Below are 13,677 nucleotides of genomic sequence, written 5' to 3' on the forward strand. Positions count from 1 at the left end.
CAGCAACTCGCGGTCGGTGCCCGGCGTGGAAGAATCGCAGCATGACGACAACGAAGACGTACGACGCGATCATCGTCGGTGGGGGCCACAACGGGCTCGTCGCCGCCGCATACCTCGGCAAGGCCGGCAAGCGGGTGCTGCTGCTCGAACGGCTGGATGCCGTCGGTGGCGCCGCCGTCTCCGCGCAGGCCTTCGAGGGCGTCGAAGCATGGCTGTCGCGCTACTCGTACCTCGTCAGCCTCCTCCCGAAGCGGATCATCGACGACCTCGGACTCGACATCACCCTCGTGCGCAGGCGTTACTCCTCGTACACGCCTGACCCGGCCGACCCGACGCGCGGACTACTCATCGACAACGACGATGCCGCTGCCACCAAGGCATCCTTCGACCGGATCGGCGCGCCGGCTGACGAGTTCGAGCTCTTCGAGTTGTTCTACGAGCACTGCAGGCGGCTCACCGAAGTGCTCTGGCCGACGATGACCGAGCCGCTGCCGACCCGGTCGGAGGCGAAACGCCTCGTGACGGATGCCGGAGGGGCGCGCGAGTGGAAGGCCATGATCGAGACGCCCATCGGCGACGTGATCAGGCACCTGCACACCGACCTCGTGCGCGGCGTGCTCCTCACCGACGCGCTCATCGGCACCTTCGCCCGCGCGGACGACACGGATCTGCAGCAGAACATCTGTTTCCTCTACCACCTCATCGGCGGCGGGACGGGGGACTGGGATGTCCCTGTCGGCGGCATGGGCGCCGTATCGGCGGAACTCGCCAGGGCCGCCCGCGACGCCGGCGCCGACCTGGTCACGGGCGCGGAGGTCACCGCCGTCGACCCGGCCGGCACTGTGCGGTTCTCCGCGGATGGCGTCGACCGCGAGGTGACGGCCGACTGGATCCTCGCCAACGTGGCCCCTGCCACCCTCGACCGCCTCCTCGTCGCGGGCACAGAGGTGTCGTACGGCCGCGAGCAGCTCGCCGCAGGAGAACCATCCGCCGGCGTCTTCGAGGCCCGCCCGTTCGGCATCGGCTCAGACCCGAACCCGAACCACGCCCGCGAGGGAGCCCAGGTGAAGGTGAACCTGCTGCTGAAGCGGCTGCCGCGCCTCCGCGATGAGACGGTGAGCCCTGAGGCCGCGTTCGGCGGGACGTTCCACATCAACGAGACCTGGACGCAGCTCGACGACGCGTACGTCACGGCCGCTGCCGGCGGCATCCCGAACCCGCTGCCGTGCGAGATCTACTGCCACTCGCTCGCCGACCCGACCATCCTCTCCCCCGCACTGCGCGACGCAGGCGCGCACACACTCACCGTGTTCGGGCTGCACGTCCCTTCACGCCTCGTCACCCCCGAGAACAACGAAGAGATGCGTGACACCCTGCAGGCCGCCGCACTCGCCTCACTGAACTCGGTTCTCGCGGAGCCGATCGAAGGAGTTCTCATGACGGATGCCACAGGGCAGGCCTGCATCGAGACCAAGACGACACTCGACATCGAACGGGCCGTCGGCATGCCGAACGGCAACATCTTCCACGGCGGCCTCGACTGGCCGTTCCTCGAGGACGATGCCCCCGCATCCACCCCGGCCGAACGGTGGGGCGTGGCGACGCCGCACCCGCGCGTGGTGCTCTGCGGCTCTGGGGCACGACGCGGCGGTGCCGTTAGCGGCATCGGCGGGCACAACGCGGCGATGGCCGTGCTCGAAAGCGAGTAGCCCGGCACGTCGGGGCCTGGGCGGCTCAGTGCCTGCGGTGGTCCTGGATCGTGATCTTCGGACCCCGCCTGGGTTTGTGGATACCGCTGGCGAGGATGAGCCGGAGCACGCGCTGACGCTGGCCGACCCACGGCGACAGCAGCTCGAGCATCCCGTCGTCGTCGACCGGTGAGCCGGTGAGCGCCATCCCGACGGTCGACGCGAGGTGGTAGTCGCCGACGCTCACGGCGTCCGGGTCTCCGTGCGCCCTGCTCGTCACTTCGGCGGCCGTCCACACACCGATGCCAGGCAGGCTGCGCAGCTTGACGGATGCGTCGGCCGCCTCGGCGACGACACCACCCGCTCCTGTGACGGTGCGCTCGAGCGCAGCGGCCACCCGTGACGCACGGACGGCGGTCTCCGAGCGTTGCGGCCCGACGCCTGCGGTGTGCCATTCCCAGCTCGGGATCCGGCGCCAGCTCTCGGCGGAGGGCGCGACGACCATTCCGTCTGGGGCGGGCCCTGGGGCCGCTTCGCCGTGGCGACGGACGAGCAACCGCCAGGCCGCCCACGCCTCGACGGCCGTGACCTTCTGCTCGAGGATCGACGGGACGAGCATCTCGAAGACGAGGCGGTTGCGGCTGAGTCTCAGCCCTGGGTTGCGGCGACGCACCTCGGTGAGCAGCGGGCTCCGCGACAGGTCGATGTCGTCCCAGTCGTCGCGTGAGCCGAGAAGCTCGGGGACACCGTCGGCGGCCCACGCGGCACCAGGACCCCAGGCGAACACGTCGACGCCCGAGGCGTCCTGGTCGAGCCGCAGTGTCGCGGGGCCGTGAGGGGTACGCATCGTGATCCATGCGCCGGTGGCCGTGCGCCTGAAGCAGGGACCGTCACCTCCGCGAGCCAGCGGGGTGAGCGTGCGATGCAGCTGAAGCGGATGCCTCGGTGTGTACCGCATGCGGATCGCCTGCACCCCTGGGTCGACCGCATCGTCGGGCGCGATGCGGGATGCGACGAGTCCATCCATCCCGTTCACCCTACGTCAGCTCCCCCGACATTCCCGTGGCATGAGGATTCCTCAGATACCACTGGCACAGACCCGACGGCGTGCGTAAAGTGTGGCGCATGACATTCTCCGACCACGACCTCAGCGAATTCCGAGCCGCCATCAGCGGCGACGTCATCGAGCGGAACGACCCCGCTCTCGCGGCCGAGGTGGCCGCCCAGAACACCCGGATCCTGCACTCGCCAGACCTCGCGGTGATCCCCCATTCCGAAGCAGATGTGCGGGCGGCCGTGCGGTTCGCGTCCACGCACGCGCTCGTGGTGCGCATCCAGGCCACCGGGCACGGAGCCGAGGTCCCGGTGACCGACGGCCTGCTGCTGCTCACCAAACGGATGCTCGACGTCACCGTCGATCCGACCACGCGCATCGCGACCGTCGGCGCAGGCGTGCGCTGGGAGGCGGTCATCCGCGCGGCCGCCGAACACGGTCTCGCTCCGATCACCGGGTCATCCACCCACGTCGGCGCCATCGGCTACACCCTCGGAGGAGGTCTCGGGCCGCTTGCCCGCAGCCACGGTTTCACCTCCGACTGGGTACGCGGGTTCCGCGTGGTGCTCGCCGACGGATCTGTCGTCACCGCGGACGCCGACGAGCACCCCGACCTGTTCTGGGCTCTCCGCGGCGGCAAGGGCGGACTCGGGGTGGTCACCGAGATGCGGGTCGAACTCGTCCCGATCCGCACCCTGTACGCGGGGAGCCTCTTCTTCGACGGCCCGCACGCCGAGACCGCGCTGCGGGCGTGGACGGACTGGCTGCCGAGCGCACCGGCCGCAGCCACGACATCCGTGGCCCTGATGAACATGCCACCGATCGAGGAGATCCCCGAACCCTTCCGCGGCCGGTTCCTGCTCAGCCTCCGTTTCGCGTGGGTCGGCGACCCGGCAGAGGGCGCGCGGATCCTCGCGCCCCTCCGTGCGGCCGCACCCGTCTACATCGACACGGTCTCCGAGATCCCGGCATCCGCCGTCGGCGCGATCCACGGGGATCCAGACGAACCCGGGCCGGTGTGGACGCGTGGTTTCCTTCTCAAGCCGATCGACCAGGACTTCATCGACGAGCTCCTCGCCCACTTCGGGCAGCAGGCAGGGGCGCCGTTCGCCGGCGTCGAGGTGCGGCACCTCGGTGGCGCGACAGCGACGGACGTCTCGGGCGGTTCAGCGGCAGGAGGCAGGAAGAGCGCGCACACCCTGACGATGATCGGCGTCGCCCCGCCCCTGTTCGAACGGATGCCTGTGGCAGCGGATGCGTTCCTGGCTGCTGCGGCGCGCTGGGTGTCGCCGGAGACGAACATCAACTTCGCCGGCACCGTCGCCGATTCCGAACACTTCGCCAGCGCGTGGCCAGGGGACACCTTCGAACGCCTCGCGAAGACACGGGCGCAATACGACCCTGACCGGCTCTTCGCCTACGGACCGGCCGCGGTCTGACCCGTCGTCGACGACCGGTCAGGAATCCGAACCGGCCGGAACCGCATCCGGCCATTCGCTCGGCGCCGCTGCCGACGTCGACGGCAGGGCGACGTCCTTGCCCCACCGCACCTGCCAGTCCGGAATCCGGAGCTCGGGAGGCACCGTGCCGATGGCGTCGATGAGTTCCGCGACGGCGACGGTCCCACCGGTCTTCCTGAGGAACCGGGCGCGGATCACCGCCTGCGCGAAGATCTCGCCGTCGACCACGATGCGCTGGTCGACGAACACGGCCCTGTCGTCGTAGCCGGACACCCGGGTCTCGATCACGAACTTCTGCCAGAGCGTGAGCGACTTGCGGAAGGTGATCGTCTCCGAGACGACGACGGGGTACCACCCCTGCTCCCGGACGATGTCCCAGATGCCGTTGCGGATGAGCAGGTCGAACCGGCCGAGGTCGAGAACGGAGAGGAACACACCGTTGTTCATGTGGCGGTTGAGGTCGAGGTCGGTGGGGAGGACACGCATCTGCAGACGGCCGACGTCGTAGTGGCCGAGCGCCGATCCGCCGCGCCTGGCCCTCCTGGCACGGGCGAACAGCAGGAGGGTGCGGAAGATCATGTGCATTCCCGGATGCTACGCGCTCACCCGCCGACAGGCATCCGACCTGTAGGTGACGGACAAGCCGTCACGACCCGGCCGGGCGCGGTGCTGCACCCAGCCGACAAACACCCGCTCTCCTGCGGTCAGGAGGGCAGGTGGCGTTCGTCAGGCCCGTTGTACTCGGACAACGGGCGGATGAGCGCGTTCGAGGCCGCCTGCTCCATGATGTGCGCCGTCCAGCCGACGACGCGCGACGCTACGAAGAGCGGGGTGAACGTCAGCGTGTCGAACCCCATGAGGTTGTAGGCCGGACCGGACGGATAGTCGAGGTTGGGCTTGATGTTCTTGCGCGACACCATGGCCTCTTCGAGCGTCGAGTAGAGGTCGAGGATGTCCTGGCGGTCGTAGTGATCGACGAGCGTCTCGAGCGCGGCCCTCATGGTGGGCACCCGCGAGTCGCCGTTCTTGTAGACGCGGTGTCCGAAGCCCATGATCTTGCGCTTGGTGGCGAGCGCGTCCTCGAGCCACGCCTCGGCCTTGTCGGCTGAGCCGATCTCGTCGAAGGTGTGCATGACGGCCTCGTTGGCGCCGCCGTGCAGGGCGCCCTTGAGCGCACCGATCCCGCCGACGACGGCGGAGTACAGGTCGCTGAGCGTGGAGGTGATCACGCGGGCGGTGAACGTCGACGCGTTGAAGGAGTGCTCGGCGTACAGGATCATCGACACGTTGAAGGCGTCGACGACGACCTGGTCGGGGACCTCGCCGAAGGTCATCCAGAGGAAGTTCTCGGAGTAGCCAAGGTCGTCACGCGGCGGGACGAGGTCGTCTCCGTGGCGGCGCCGCTGGTCGTAGGCGACGATGGCCGGGAGCTGGGCGTACAGGCGCGCGGCCTTGTTCAGGCTGGACTCCTCCGTGGCGAGCTCGGCGTCCGGGTCGGATGCTCCGATAGCGCTGACCGCGGTGCGGATGACGTCCATCGGGTGCGCCGTCGTGGGAATCAGGTCGATGACGGCCTTGACGTTGTCGCCGAGGGCGCGCTGCCCGCGCTCGACATCTTCGAAGGCCGCGAGTTCGTCATCCGTGGGGAGCTCACCATGCCAGAGCAGATACGCGACCTGTTCGAAGCTGCACTGGGCTGCAAGCTCCTGAACCGGGTACCCGCGGTAGAGCAGGGAGTTCGTCTCCGGGTTGACCTTGGAGACCGCCGTGTAGTCGACGACGACTCCAGCGAGACCCTTCTTGATGTCGGACTCTGTCATTCCGTGCTCCTTTGCTCAGGGCGGACGCTGAGTCTCTACCCTATTGACTGGCGGGGCGACCGCCTATGTCGTTGTGCGGTCGCGCTACCTGGCCACCGTGAAGTTGAACACCGAGGTGTCGAAGTGGTTGTAGCCCTCGTAGTCGATGAGCTCGTACAGGTCTGCACGGTGCTGCATCTCACCGAGCCTCGAGGTCAGCGACCCCTCGTCGGTGATCGTGTCGAGCGCGCGGCCGGCTGCGCCCATCGCGATGCGGAGCAGTGACACCGGCCAGATCACGATGTTGATGCCGACGTCCGCGAGCTGTGCACTCGTGAACAGCTCGCTCTTGCCGAACTCGGTCATGTTCGCGAGGATCGGCACGTCGACGGCGTTGCGCACCGCTTCGAACTCGCTGAGGTCGCGCATCGCCTCGGGGAAGATGGCATCCGCACCGGCATCCACGAGTTTCTTCGCACGATCGACGGCAGCATCGAGCCCGTCGACGGCACGGATGTCCGTGCGCGCCATGATGAGGAAGTTGTCGTCGCGACGCGCGTCGGCTGCAGCGCGGATGCGCTTGAGCGCCGTCGCTTCGTCGACGACCTGCTTGCCGTCGAGGTGACCGCACCGCTTCGGGTTGACCTGGTCTTCGATGTGCATGCCGGCCAGACCGGCATCCTCGAGCTCCTGGATCGTGCGGGCGACATTCATCGGTTCACCGAATCCGGTGTCGGCGTCGACCAGGGCGGGGAGTTCGGTCATTCTGGCGATCTGTTTCGCCCGGCCTGCCACCTCGGTGAGTGTGGTGAGGCCGATGTCGGGCAGGCCGAGGTCCGCGCTGAGCACGGCGCCGGAGATGTAGATCCCGTCGAAGCCCTTCTGCTCGATCAGCCGCGCCGACAGGGGATTGAATGCACCGGGGAAGCGGAGGAGCTCACCGCTGGCGAGCCGCTCACGGAAGATCCGCCGCTTGTCCTCTGGCGTTGTCGTCGAATACAGCATCAGAAGAGTCCCTTCGGCGACTCGACGGAGGAGAGTACCCCGGCGGCCGCATGGATGGTGAGTCCACCGAGCTCGTCGGCGGTGAGTTCGGGGAGACGCTGGACGAGGTCGAGGAACCGCTCGATCTCCTCCGGCTCGAGGACGTCCGCCGCGAGAGTGCGGAACTTGGCGATGTAGTCGTCGCGGGCGAACGGGCGGGCGCCGAGCGGATGCGCGTCGGCGACGGCGATCTCGTCGACGATCGTCGAACCGTCGGTCAGCACGATCTCGACGCGGCCGCCGAATGCCTTCTCGGCGGGGTCGATCGAGTGATACCTGCGGGTCCACTCCTCGTCCTCCTGCGTGGTGACGCTGTTCCACAGCGCGACGGTGTCTTCACGGCCAGCGCGGGCGGGAGCATACGAGTCGACGTGGTGCCAGCTGCCGTCCTGCAGGGCGACGGTGAAGATGTACGGGATCGAGTGGTCGAGCGTCTCGCGCGACGCCGTCGGGTCGTACTTCTGCGGGTCGTTGGCGCCTGACCCGATGACGTAGTGCGTGTGGTGCGAGGTGTGGATGACGATGTGGTCGATCGAGCCGGGCTCGAGGATCTCCGGATTTTCGTGATGAAGCTTCCTGGCGAGATCGATCCAGGCCTGGGCCTGGTACTCGGCCGAGTGCTCCTTCGTGTAACTGTCGAGGATCGCGACCTTCGCCTCGCCCTCCTCGGGCAGAGGAACCTCGTATGACGCGTCAGGGCCGTCGAGCAGCCACGCGAGCACGCCGTCCTCGCCCTCATAGATCGGCTCGGGTGACGTCTGGCCGCGCATGGCACGGTCGACGGCTTCTACGGCCATCTTGCCGGCGAAGGCGGGGGCGTGCGCCTTCCAGGTGGAGATCTGGCCCTTGCGGGACTGCCGGGTGGCTGTCGTGGTGTGCAGTGCCTGGCCGACCGCCTGGAAGATGGTCTCGACGTCGAGTCCGAGCAGCGTGCCGATACCGGCAGCGGCCGACGGGCCGAGGTGGGCGACGTGATCGATCTTGTGCTTGTGCAGGCTGATCGCCTTGACGAGGTCGACCTGGATCTCGTAGCCGGTAGCGACGCCGCGCACGAGGTCGCGGCCTGTCGCACCGACGTGCTGGGCCACAGCGATGATCGGCGGGATGTTGTCGCCAGGGTGGGAGTACTCGGCAGCGAGGAACGTGTCGTGGTAGTCCAGTTCACGCACGGCGACGCCGTTCGCCCACGCCGCCCACTCTGGGCTGACGCGACGGGCGGCATCCACACCGAACACGGTGGCGCCGTCACCTCCCGTGGTGCACGGATGCGCGAGCGCCTGCGACCGCGCTGCGACGACGGGCGCGCGGGTGAGGGATGCCGCTGCAACGGCCGCGTTGTCGATCACGCGGTTGATGATCATTTCGGTGACCTCGTCGGTGACCTCGACCGGGTCGGCGGCGACCTCGGCGATGGCCCAGGCGAGCTGGCCGGGGCGCTCGAGGTTCTCTTCGCTCTTGTGTACCCGCAGGTGGTGGGTCTTCATGGTGTTCCCTTCGTGGAGGACGAGTCTGAGGCGCCGAACGAGTCGGCGGAGTCGAGAAGATTGGCGAGGCTCCTGCGCAGGTGGACCGCTGTGGCCTGCGCAGCGAGCATTTCGTCGCGGTCGAGGATCGCCTGGACGATCAGGAGGTGCTCGGAGACGGACTCGGCGAGGCGTGCGGGGTTGTCCTGCGCCAGTCGGCGGGCCCTGGCGAGGTGGCTGCGCAACCCGGAGAGGGACGCGAGCAGGAACGGGTTGGCCATGGCGGCGTCGACGGCCGCGTCGAGGCGGGCCACGAGTTCGTAGTAGCCGGCAGTGCCGCGTTCGAGCACGGCTGGCGCGGCGAGGAAGTCGTCGCGGAGCGCCTGGAAGACCCGGGTGCTCCTGCGGCGCGCAGCCAGTCGCGCCGCCTGCGTCTCGAGTGCTTCGCGCAGCTCGAACAGTTCGGTGAGGTTCGCCGGAGACACGTCGGTGACGACGCCTGCCCGTCCGCGCTGGGTGTCGACGAGACCCTCTGCGGCCAGGCGGGTGATCGCTTCACGCAGGGGCGTTCGGGAGATGCCGAGTCGCTCGGACTGTTCGGTCTCTCCGAGCACAGTGCCGGGCGCGAGTCGCCACGACAGGATGTCATCCTTGAGGACGTCATAGGCCCGATCGCTTGCACGCACGGCCCCATCATACGCGGCTTCGTGAGCGCCGGTATACAGAGAGTAGACAATTCCTCAGAGAACAGGCTCGACGATGGCCTTGTGTATACCGGAGTCAGTGTCGGGGTGGGTGGTGATGCAAGGCTGCCTCGACCACTGTGGACGGGACCGCTGCGAGCGTCGACGGCATCCAGCGCGGTTTCCTGTCCTTGTCGATGACCTGGGCACGGATGCCTTCGGCGAGGTCGGGCTGTTCGGCCAGCCAGGCAGACACCCGGTACTCCTGCTCGAGTGCATCGCGGAGGGACCCGAGCGACCGTGCGTGCCGCACGACGGCGAGCGCGATCGTCAGCGCGAGGGGAGACAGCCTGGTGAGCTCGTTGGCGGCTGGACCGGCGGCCAGCTCGGACTCGGCACCGAGAAGTTCGATGATCCCCGCGACGGTGTCCGGTGCGTAGCAGCGGTCGATCCAGACCCGCTGTGCCTCGAGCTCGGACGGCGGAGGGGTCTCGTCGAAGAGCAGGACCACTTCGGCGGGCGAGCCGGGGTCCGCCCGTTCGCCGAGTGCCTGGTAGAGGTGCGGAAGCCGTTCGGACGGGACGTAGTAATCGGCGAAACCGCACGCGATGGCATCCGACCCGGTCATCGTCGCACCGTTGAGCGCGAGATACGTGCCGAGCTCACCGGGGGCGCGGGAGAGGAGGAAGGTGCCGCCGACATCCGGCGAGAAACCGATCCGGGTCTCGGGCATCGCCACCCGGCTGCGCTCGGTGACGATGCGGATTCCGGCGTGCGCCGAGACGCCGACACCACCGCCCATCGTGATGCCGTCCATGATCGAGACGATCGGCTTGGGGTACTCGGCGATGGTGGCGCAGAGCGCGTACTCGTCGTGCCAGAAGTGTCGGGACAGGTCGTTGCGGCCCGAGACCGCGTTGGCGTGCAGGGCCCGGATGTCTCCGCCGGCGCTGAGCCCGCGGTCGCCCGCTCCGTCGACGACGACGAGCGACACTTCCGCGTCGTCCAGCCAGAGGGCGAGGGCGTCTCGGATGCCGAGGATCATGCCGTGATTGAGCGCGTTGAGCGCCTCAGGGCGGTTCAGTGTGATGCGGCCGACGCCGTCGGACACGCTCGTCAGCAGCTCGCCCACACCTGCTCCCCTCACGTCGCTTCGAGCCTATCGCCCGGCGCACTCACCCGTTCCGGACCTACTCACCAGGTGCGCGGGGTGAGGAGGTCCGGAACGGGTGAGTGGATGGCTGATCAGTCCCCGCCACCACCGCCGCCACCGTCACCACCGCCATCACCGCCGCCGTCGCTGTCGCGGGAGTACCCGGCGCCCGATCCGTCGCCACCCGAACCGTCGCCGCCGTCCCGCCGGTGCTTCCCGAGCCGGTACTTCTTGCGAGGAACGTAGCGCCCGTGCAGCAGGATGCCCCAGCCGGCCCACGCGACCATGGCGCATACGACCGCGATGCCGAGGATCGCGCCACCGGCCGAATTGTCGGTATGACCGACCTGCTCGAAGTTCGCCGACCCGTTGGAGATGAACACGCCGATCACGAGGAGCGTCGTCAGGGCGCCCGCGACGAGAAGGACGGCACCCAGCGCCATGAGGCCGAGGCGGAGGATCAGCGGACGCGTATCGATCGCCGGTGCCGCCGTGCGTCTGCCCATCCCCGCAGCGTATCTGAGTTCAGCCGCTGATCAGCGACTCTGCAGCCGCCGCGCCGACAGCATCCGTTCCGGTCCAGGGTTCCCCGCAAGCCGGATACCGTCGTCCGGAACTGATGCGTGTCGGATGCCGTTACAGGAAGATGTCCGGGAACAGGTCCTTCTCGTCCACACCGGGCGAGTACTGCGCGAAGTCGGTCACCCCTGCGGCGATCAGAACGTCCTCGACGATGAGGGACTGGCCGGTGTACTCACGCGACGGCTTGATCAGGACCTCGTATGCGGCATCCGCGTAGATCTCCGGCGTCCTGCTCTTCGCGAGCAGCGCTTCGCCGCCGAGGATGTTGCCGACAGCAGCGGTCTTGATCGTCGTGCGCGGCCAGAGCGTGTTCGCGGCGATTCCGTCGCGGGCGAATTCGGCCGCGAAACCGAGGGTGGCCATCGACATGCCGTACTTGGCGAGGGTGTATCCGGTGTGCGCGCCGAGCCATTTCGGGTCGAGGTTGATCGGCGGACTGAGCGAGAGGATATGCGCGTTGTCGGCCTCCTTGAGGTGCGGGATCGCCGCCCTCGAGAGCATGAACGTCCCGCGTATGTTGACGTCCTGCATGAGGTCGAAGCGCTTGGGCTCGAGTTCGAGCGTGCGCGCCAGGCTGATCACGCTGGCGTTGTTGACGACGATGTCGATGCCGCCGAACGCCGAGACGGCCTGCGAGACCGCGTTCGCGATCGACTCGTCGTCGCGAACGTCGCCGACGACGGCGAGCGCCTGCCCACCCGCCCGGTGGATGGCATCCGCTGCCGTGTGGATCGTTCCCTCGAGCCGCGGGTCAGGGGTGTCCGTCTTGGCGAGGAGCACGATGTTCGCGCCGTCGCGGGCGGCCCTGAGGGCGATGGCGAGGCCGATGCCGCGGCTTCCGCCAGACATGAGCAGGGTCTTTCCTGCGAGGGGTGCATTCATGGGAGTTCCTTACGGGGTGGGGAGCGGGGGCGGATGCCGCGGTCGATGGCAGCGGTTCCGGCCGGAGCACCACGTGCGTGAGGTGCTCCCGGCCGGAAGTCGGGGCTGTCAGCGGCGGGCGGAGCGGGCGAGGAACGCGCCGATGCGCGCCTGGGCATCCGGCGTTTCGAACGCGGCGCCGATGGTGCGTGCCTCGTCGTCGAGGGCGGAGGCGTAGTCGCGACCGACCCCGCCTCGGAGCAGGCGCTTCGCCTGACCGAAGGCTGCGGTCGCACCCGAGAGCCAGCCCGCGGCGATCTCGCGGGCGCGGGCATCCGTCTCACCGTCGGCGACGACCTCGGTGACGAGCCCCCAGTCCAGCGCTTCGGCGGCCGTGAGCGACCGGCTGGTCAGGGTCAGCTGGAGGGCCCTGCGCATGCCGACCGCCTCGGGCAGGAGCGTCGAGACGCCGCAGTCGGGAGTGAGCCCGATGTCGGCGTACTTGGAGACGAACTTCGCCGATTCGGCGGCGACGATGTAGTCGGCGACGAGCATGAAGCCGAGCCCGCCGCCGGCGACGGCGCCGTTCACGGCTGCCACGATCGGCTTGGGCATGGCGGCGAGCGTGCGGTGACCTTCGTGGATGATGTCGGCGAATCCGCCGATCGAGCCTTCCCCGCCGTTCATGGCCGACATCTCGGCGACGTCGCCTCCGGCGCAGAACGCCGGTCCGACCGCATCGAACAGGACGGCACCGACATCGGACCTGTCGGCCACCTCCGCGGCGATGTCCCGCCAGGCCTGCGCGGCTTCAGCGTTGATGGCGTTGAGCCGCTGCGGCCGGTTGAGGGTGATGTGGGCGAGTCCGTCGTCGACGGACAGGAGGATGCTGTCGCTCATGAGCGGCCTTTCGGTTCGGGTCTGTCGTGGGGGTCGCGGGCGTGTCGGGCCGGCGCAGGTTCGCGTGCTACTTCGGCGCCATCCGGATGGCCCCGTCGAGCCGGATGGTCTCACCGTTGAGGTACGGGTTCTCGACGATGTGCTGCACGAGTGACGCGTATTCGTCCGGCCGGCCGAGGCGGGACGGGAACGGCACCTGCTGGCCGAGCGAGTCCTGGGCCGCCTGTGGCAGGCCCTTGAGCATCGGAGTCTCCATGATCCCAGGGGCGATGGTGTTGACCCGGATGCCGTACCGCGCGAATTCGCGGGCGAGCGGCAGCGTCATGGCGTGCACACCGCCCTTCGATGCGGCGTAGGCGGGCTGTCCGATCTGCCCGTCGAATGCGGCGACGGATGCCGTGTTGACGATGACACCACGTTCTCCTTCGGCGTCAGGCTCCAACTCGGACATGGCGGCCGCAGCGAGCCGGACGACGTTGAACGTGCCGATCAGGTTGACCTGGAGAACGCGGCTGAAGTCGGCCAGGGCGAGGATGCCGTCTCGCCCGAGGACCTTGCCCGGGGTGGCGACACCGGCGCAGTTCACCACGATCCTGAGCGGCGCCAGCGAGACGGCGGCGTCGACGGCAGCCTGCACATCGCTCTCGTTCGCGACGTCTGCAGCCACGAATCGGGCGTTCGCGCCCAGCTTCGCCGCGGCATCCTCCCCGGCCGATGACGGCAGGTCGACGATCACCACGGAGACGCCTGCTGCGGCCAGCCGGGTGGCGGTGGCGTTGCCGAGACCCGATGCTCCCCCGGTGATGAGGGCGGATGCTCCGTCAAGCTTCATTGCTGGATCCTCTCGATTCTGAGCGGTGTGCTGCGAGCCTAGGGGGCGGCGCGGTGGCGCTCCACCCCGGTTGTCGTCGGCGACGGTCGAGACCCTGCCTCCCCGCGGCGCCCTTGTGCCGTGTCTACAACGCCGTGTGGGACGCTCGACAGGAACCA

General features: G+C 68.6%; 13 protein-coding genes. 2 read left to right on the top strand and 11 right to left on the bottom strand.

Annotated features, from left to right (window positions below; genetic code table 11):
• The first annotated feature begins 41 nt into the window (after positions 1-41).
• Positions 42-1,709: a phytoene desaturase family protein gene (locus tag AC1M2K_RS05175; RefSeq protein ID WP_480240104.1), complete on the top strand. Its 1,668-nt coding sequence runs from the start codon at positions 42-44 to the stop codon at positions 1,707-1,709.
• A 25-nt stretch (positions 1,710-1,734) separates the two neighbouring features.
• Here the strand turns inward: AC1M2K_RS05175 and AC1M2K_RS05180 are convergent, their stop codons facing one another.
• Positions 1,735-2,715 carry a DNA-3-methyladenine glycosylase family protein gene (locus AC1M2K_RS05180; RefSeq protein WP_480240105.1) on the bottom strand — a complete coding sequence of 327 codons (981 nt, stop codon included), beginning with the start codon at positions 2,713-2,715 and terminating at the stop codon, positions 1,735-1,737.
• 98 nt (positions 2,716-2,813) lie between these two features.
• Between AC1M2K_RS05180 and AC1M2K_RS05185 the strand changes: the two genes are divergently transcribed.
• Positions 2,814-4,181 (top strand): FAD-binding oxidoreductase, encoded by a 1,368-nt coding sequence (locus tag AC1M2K_RS05185; RefSeq protein WP_480240106.1) that lies wholly within the window; start codon positions 2,814-2,816, stop codon positions 4,179-4,181.
• Between the two features lie 18 nt (positions 4,182-4,199).
• On the opposite strand, the gene AC1M2K_RS05190 is transcribed toward AC1M2K_RS05185, so the two are convergent.
• From AC1M2K_RS05190 to AC1M2K_RS05235, 10 genes are all read right to left on the bottom strand, one after another.
• Positions 4,200-4,787, bottom strand: coding sequence for an acyl-CoA thioesterase (locus tag AC1M2K_RS05190; protein WP_480238331.1), 588 nt, complete (start codon positions 4,785-4,787; stop codon positions 4,200-4,202).
• Between the two features lie 119 nt (positions 4,788-4,906).
• The gene (locus AC1M2K_RS05195; protein ID WP_480240107.1) at positions 4,907-6,022 is read right to left on the bottom strand and encodes a bifunctional 2-methylcitrate synthase/citrate synthase; all 1,116 of its coding nucleotides are present in this window, start codon (positions 6,020-6,022) and stop codon (positions 4,907-4,909) included.
• 84 nt (positions 6,023-6,106) lie between these two features.
• Positions 6,107-7,006, bottom strand: a complete 900-nt coding sequence (gene prpB / locus AC1M2K_RS05200; RefSeq protein ID WP_480240108.1) for a methylisocitrate lyase — start codon at positions 7,004-7,006, stop codon at positions 6,107-6,109.
• Entirely contained in the window at positions 7,006-8,529 is a 1,524-nt protein-coding gene (locus tag AC1M2K_RS05205) for an MmgE/PrpD family protein (RefSeq protein WP_480240109.1), read from the bottom strand. Before AC1M2K_RS05205 ends, prpB begins: the two co-directional genes overlap by 1 nt.
• On the bottom strand, positions 8,526-9,194 hold the full coding sequence (locus AC1M2K_RS05210; protein ID WP_480240110.1) for a GntR family transcriptional regulator: 669 nt from the start codon (positions 9,192-9,194) through the stop codon (positions 8,526-8,528). Before AC1M2K_RS05210 ends, AC1M2K_RS05205 begins: the two co-directional genes overlap by 4 nt.
• A gap of 94 nt (positions 9,195-9,288) precedes the next feature.
• A complete protein-coding gene (locus tag AC1M2K_RS05215) occupies positions 9,289-10,323 on the bottom strand; it encodes an enoyl-CoA hydratase/isomerase family protein (protein WP_480240111.1) in 1,035 nt (344 codons plus the stop codon).
• A 113-nt stretch (positions 10,324-10,436) separates the two neighbouring features.
• Positions 10,437-10,850, bottom strand: a complete 414-nt coding sequence (locus AC1M2K_RS05220) for a hypothetical protein (protein ID WP_480240112.1) — start codon at positions 10,848-10,850, stop codon at positions 10,437-10,439.
• A 130-nt stretch (positions 10,851-10,980) separates the two neighbouring features.
• Positions 10,981-11,808 (bottom strand): SDR family oxidoreductase, encoded by an 828-nt coding sequence (locus tag AC1M2K_RS05225; RefSeq protein WP_480240113.1) that lies wholly within the window; start codon positions 11,806-11,808, stop codon positions 10,981-10,983.
• A 108-nt stretch (positions 11,809-11,916) separates the two neighbouring features.
• Positions 11,917-12,687: an enoyl-CoA hydratase/isomerase family protein gene (locus tag AC1M2K_RS05230; protein ID WP_480240114.1), complete on the bottom strand. Its 771-nt coding sequence runs from the start codon at positions 12,685-12,687 to the stop codon at positions 11,917-11,919.
• A gap of 67 nt (positions 12,688-12,754) precedes the next feature.
• Positions 12,755-13,519, bottom strand: a complete 765-nt coding sequence (locus AC1M2K_RS05235; protein WP_480240115.1) for a 3-hydroxyacyl-CoA dehydrogenase — start codon at positions 13,517-13,519, stop codon at positions 12,755-12,757.
• Between the last annotated feature and the right edge of the window lie 158 nt (positions 13,520-13,677).

Source organism: Mycetocola sp. Y171 (assembly GCF_056713165.1).

What these genes read in the sequence shown, in the direction of transcription:
- AC1M2K_RS05175 (WP_480240104.1), top strand. Translation starts at nt 42, where the DNA reads ATGACGACAACGAAGACGTACGACGCGATCATCGTCGGTGGGGGCCAC.
- AC1M2K_RS05180 (WP_480240105.1), bottom strand. Translation starts at nt 2,715, where the DNA reads ATGGATGGACTCGTCGCATCCCGCATCGCGCCCGACGATGCGGTCGAC.
- AC1M2K_RS05185 (WP_480240106.1), top strand. Translation starts at nt 2,814, where the DNA reads ATGACATTCTCCGACCACGACCTCAGCGAATTCCGAGCCGCCATCAGC.
- AC1M2K_RS05190 (WP_480238331.1), bottom strand. Translation starts at nt 4,787, where the DNA reads ATGCACATGATCTTCCGCACCCTCCTGCTGTTCGCCCGTGCCAGGAGG.
- AC1M2K_RS05195 (WP_480240107.1), bottom strand. Translation starts at nt 6,022, where the DNA reads ATGACAGAGTCCGACATCAAGAAGGGTCTCGCTGGAGTCGTCGTCGAC.
- prpB (WP_480240108.1), bottom strand. Translation starts at nt 7,006, where the DNA reads ATGCTGTATTCGACGACAACGCCAGAGGACAAGCGGCGGATCTTCCGT.
- AC1M2K_RS05205 (WP_480240109.1), bottom strand. Translation starts at nt 8,529, where the DNA reads ATGAAGACCCACCACCTGCGGGTACACAAGAGCGAAGAGAACCTCGAG.
- AC1M2K_RS05220 (WP_480240112.1), bottom strand. Translation starts at nt 10,850, where the DNA reads ATGGGCAGACGCACGGCGGCACCGGCGATCGATACGCGTCCGCTGATC.
- AC1M2K_RS05225 (WP_480240113.1), bottom strand. Translation starts at nt 11,808, where the DNA reads ATGAATGCACCCCTCGCAGGAAAGACCCTGCTCATGTCTGGCGGAAGC.
- AC1M2K_RS05230 (WP_480240114.1), bottom strand. Translation starts at nt 12,687, where the DNA reads ATGAGCGACAGCATCCTCCTGTCCGTCGACGACGGACTCGCCCACATC.
- AC1M2K_RS05235 (WP_480240115.1), bottom strand. Translation starts at nt 13,519, where the DNA reads ATGAAGCTTGACGGAGCATCCGCCCTCATCACCGGGGGAGCATCGGGT.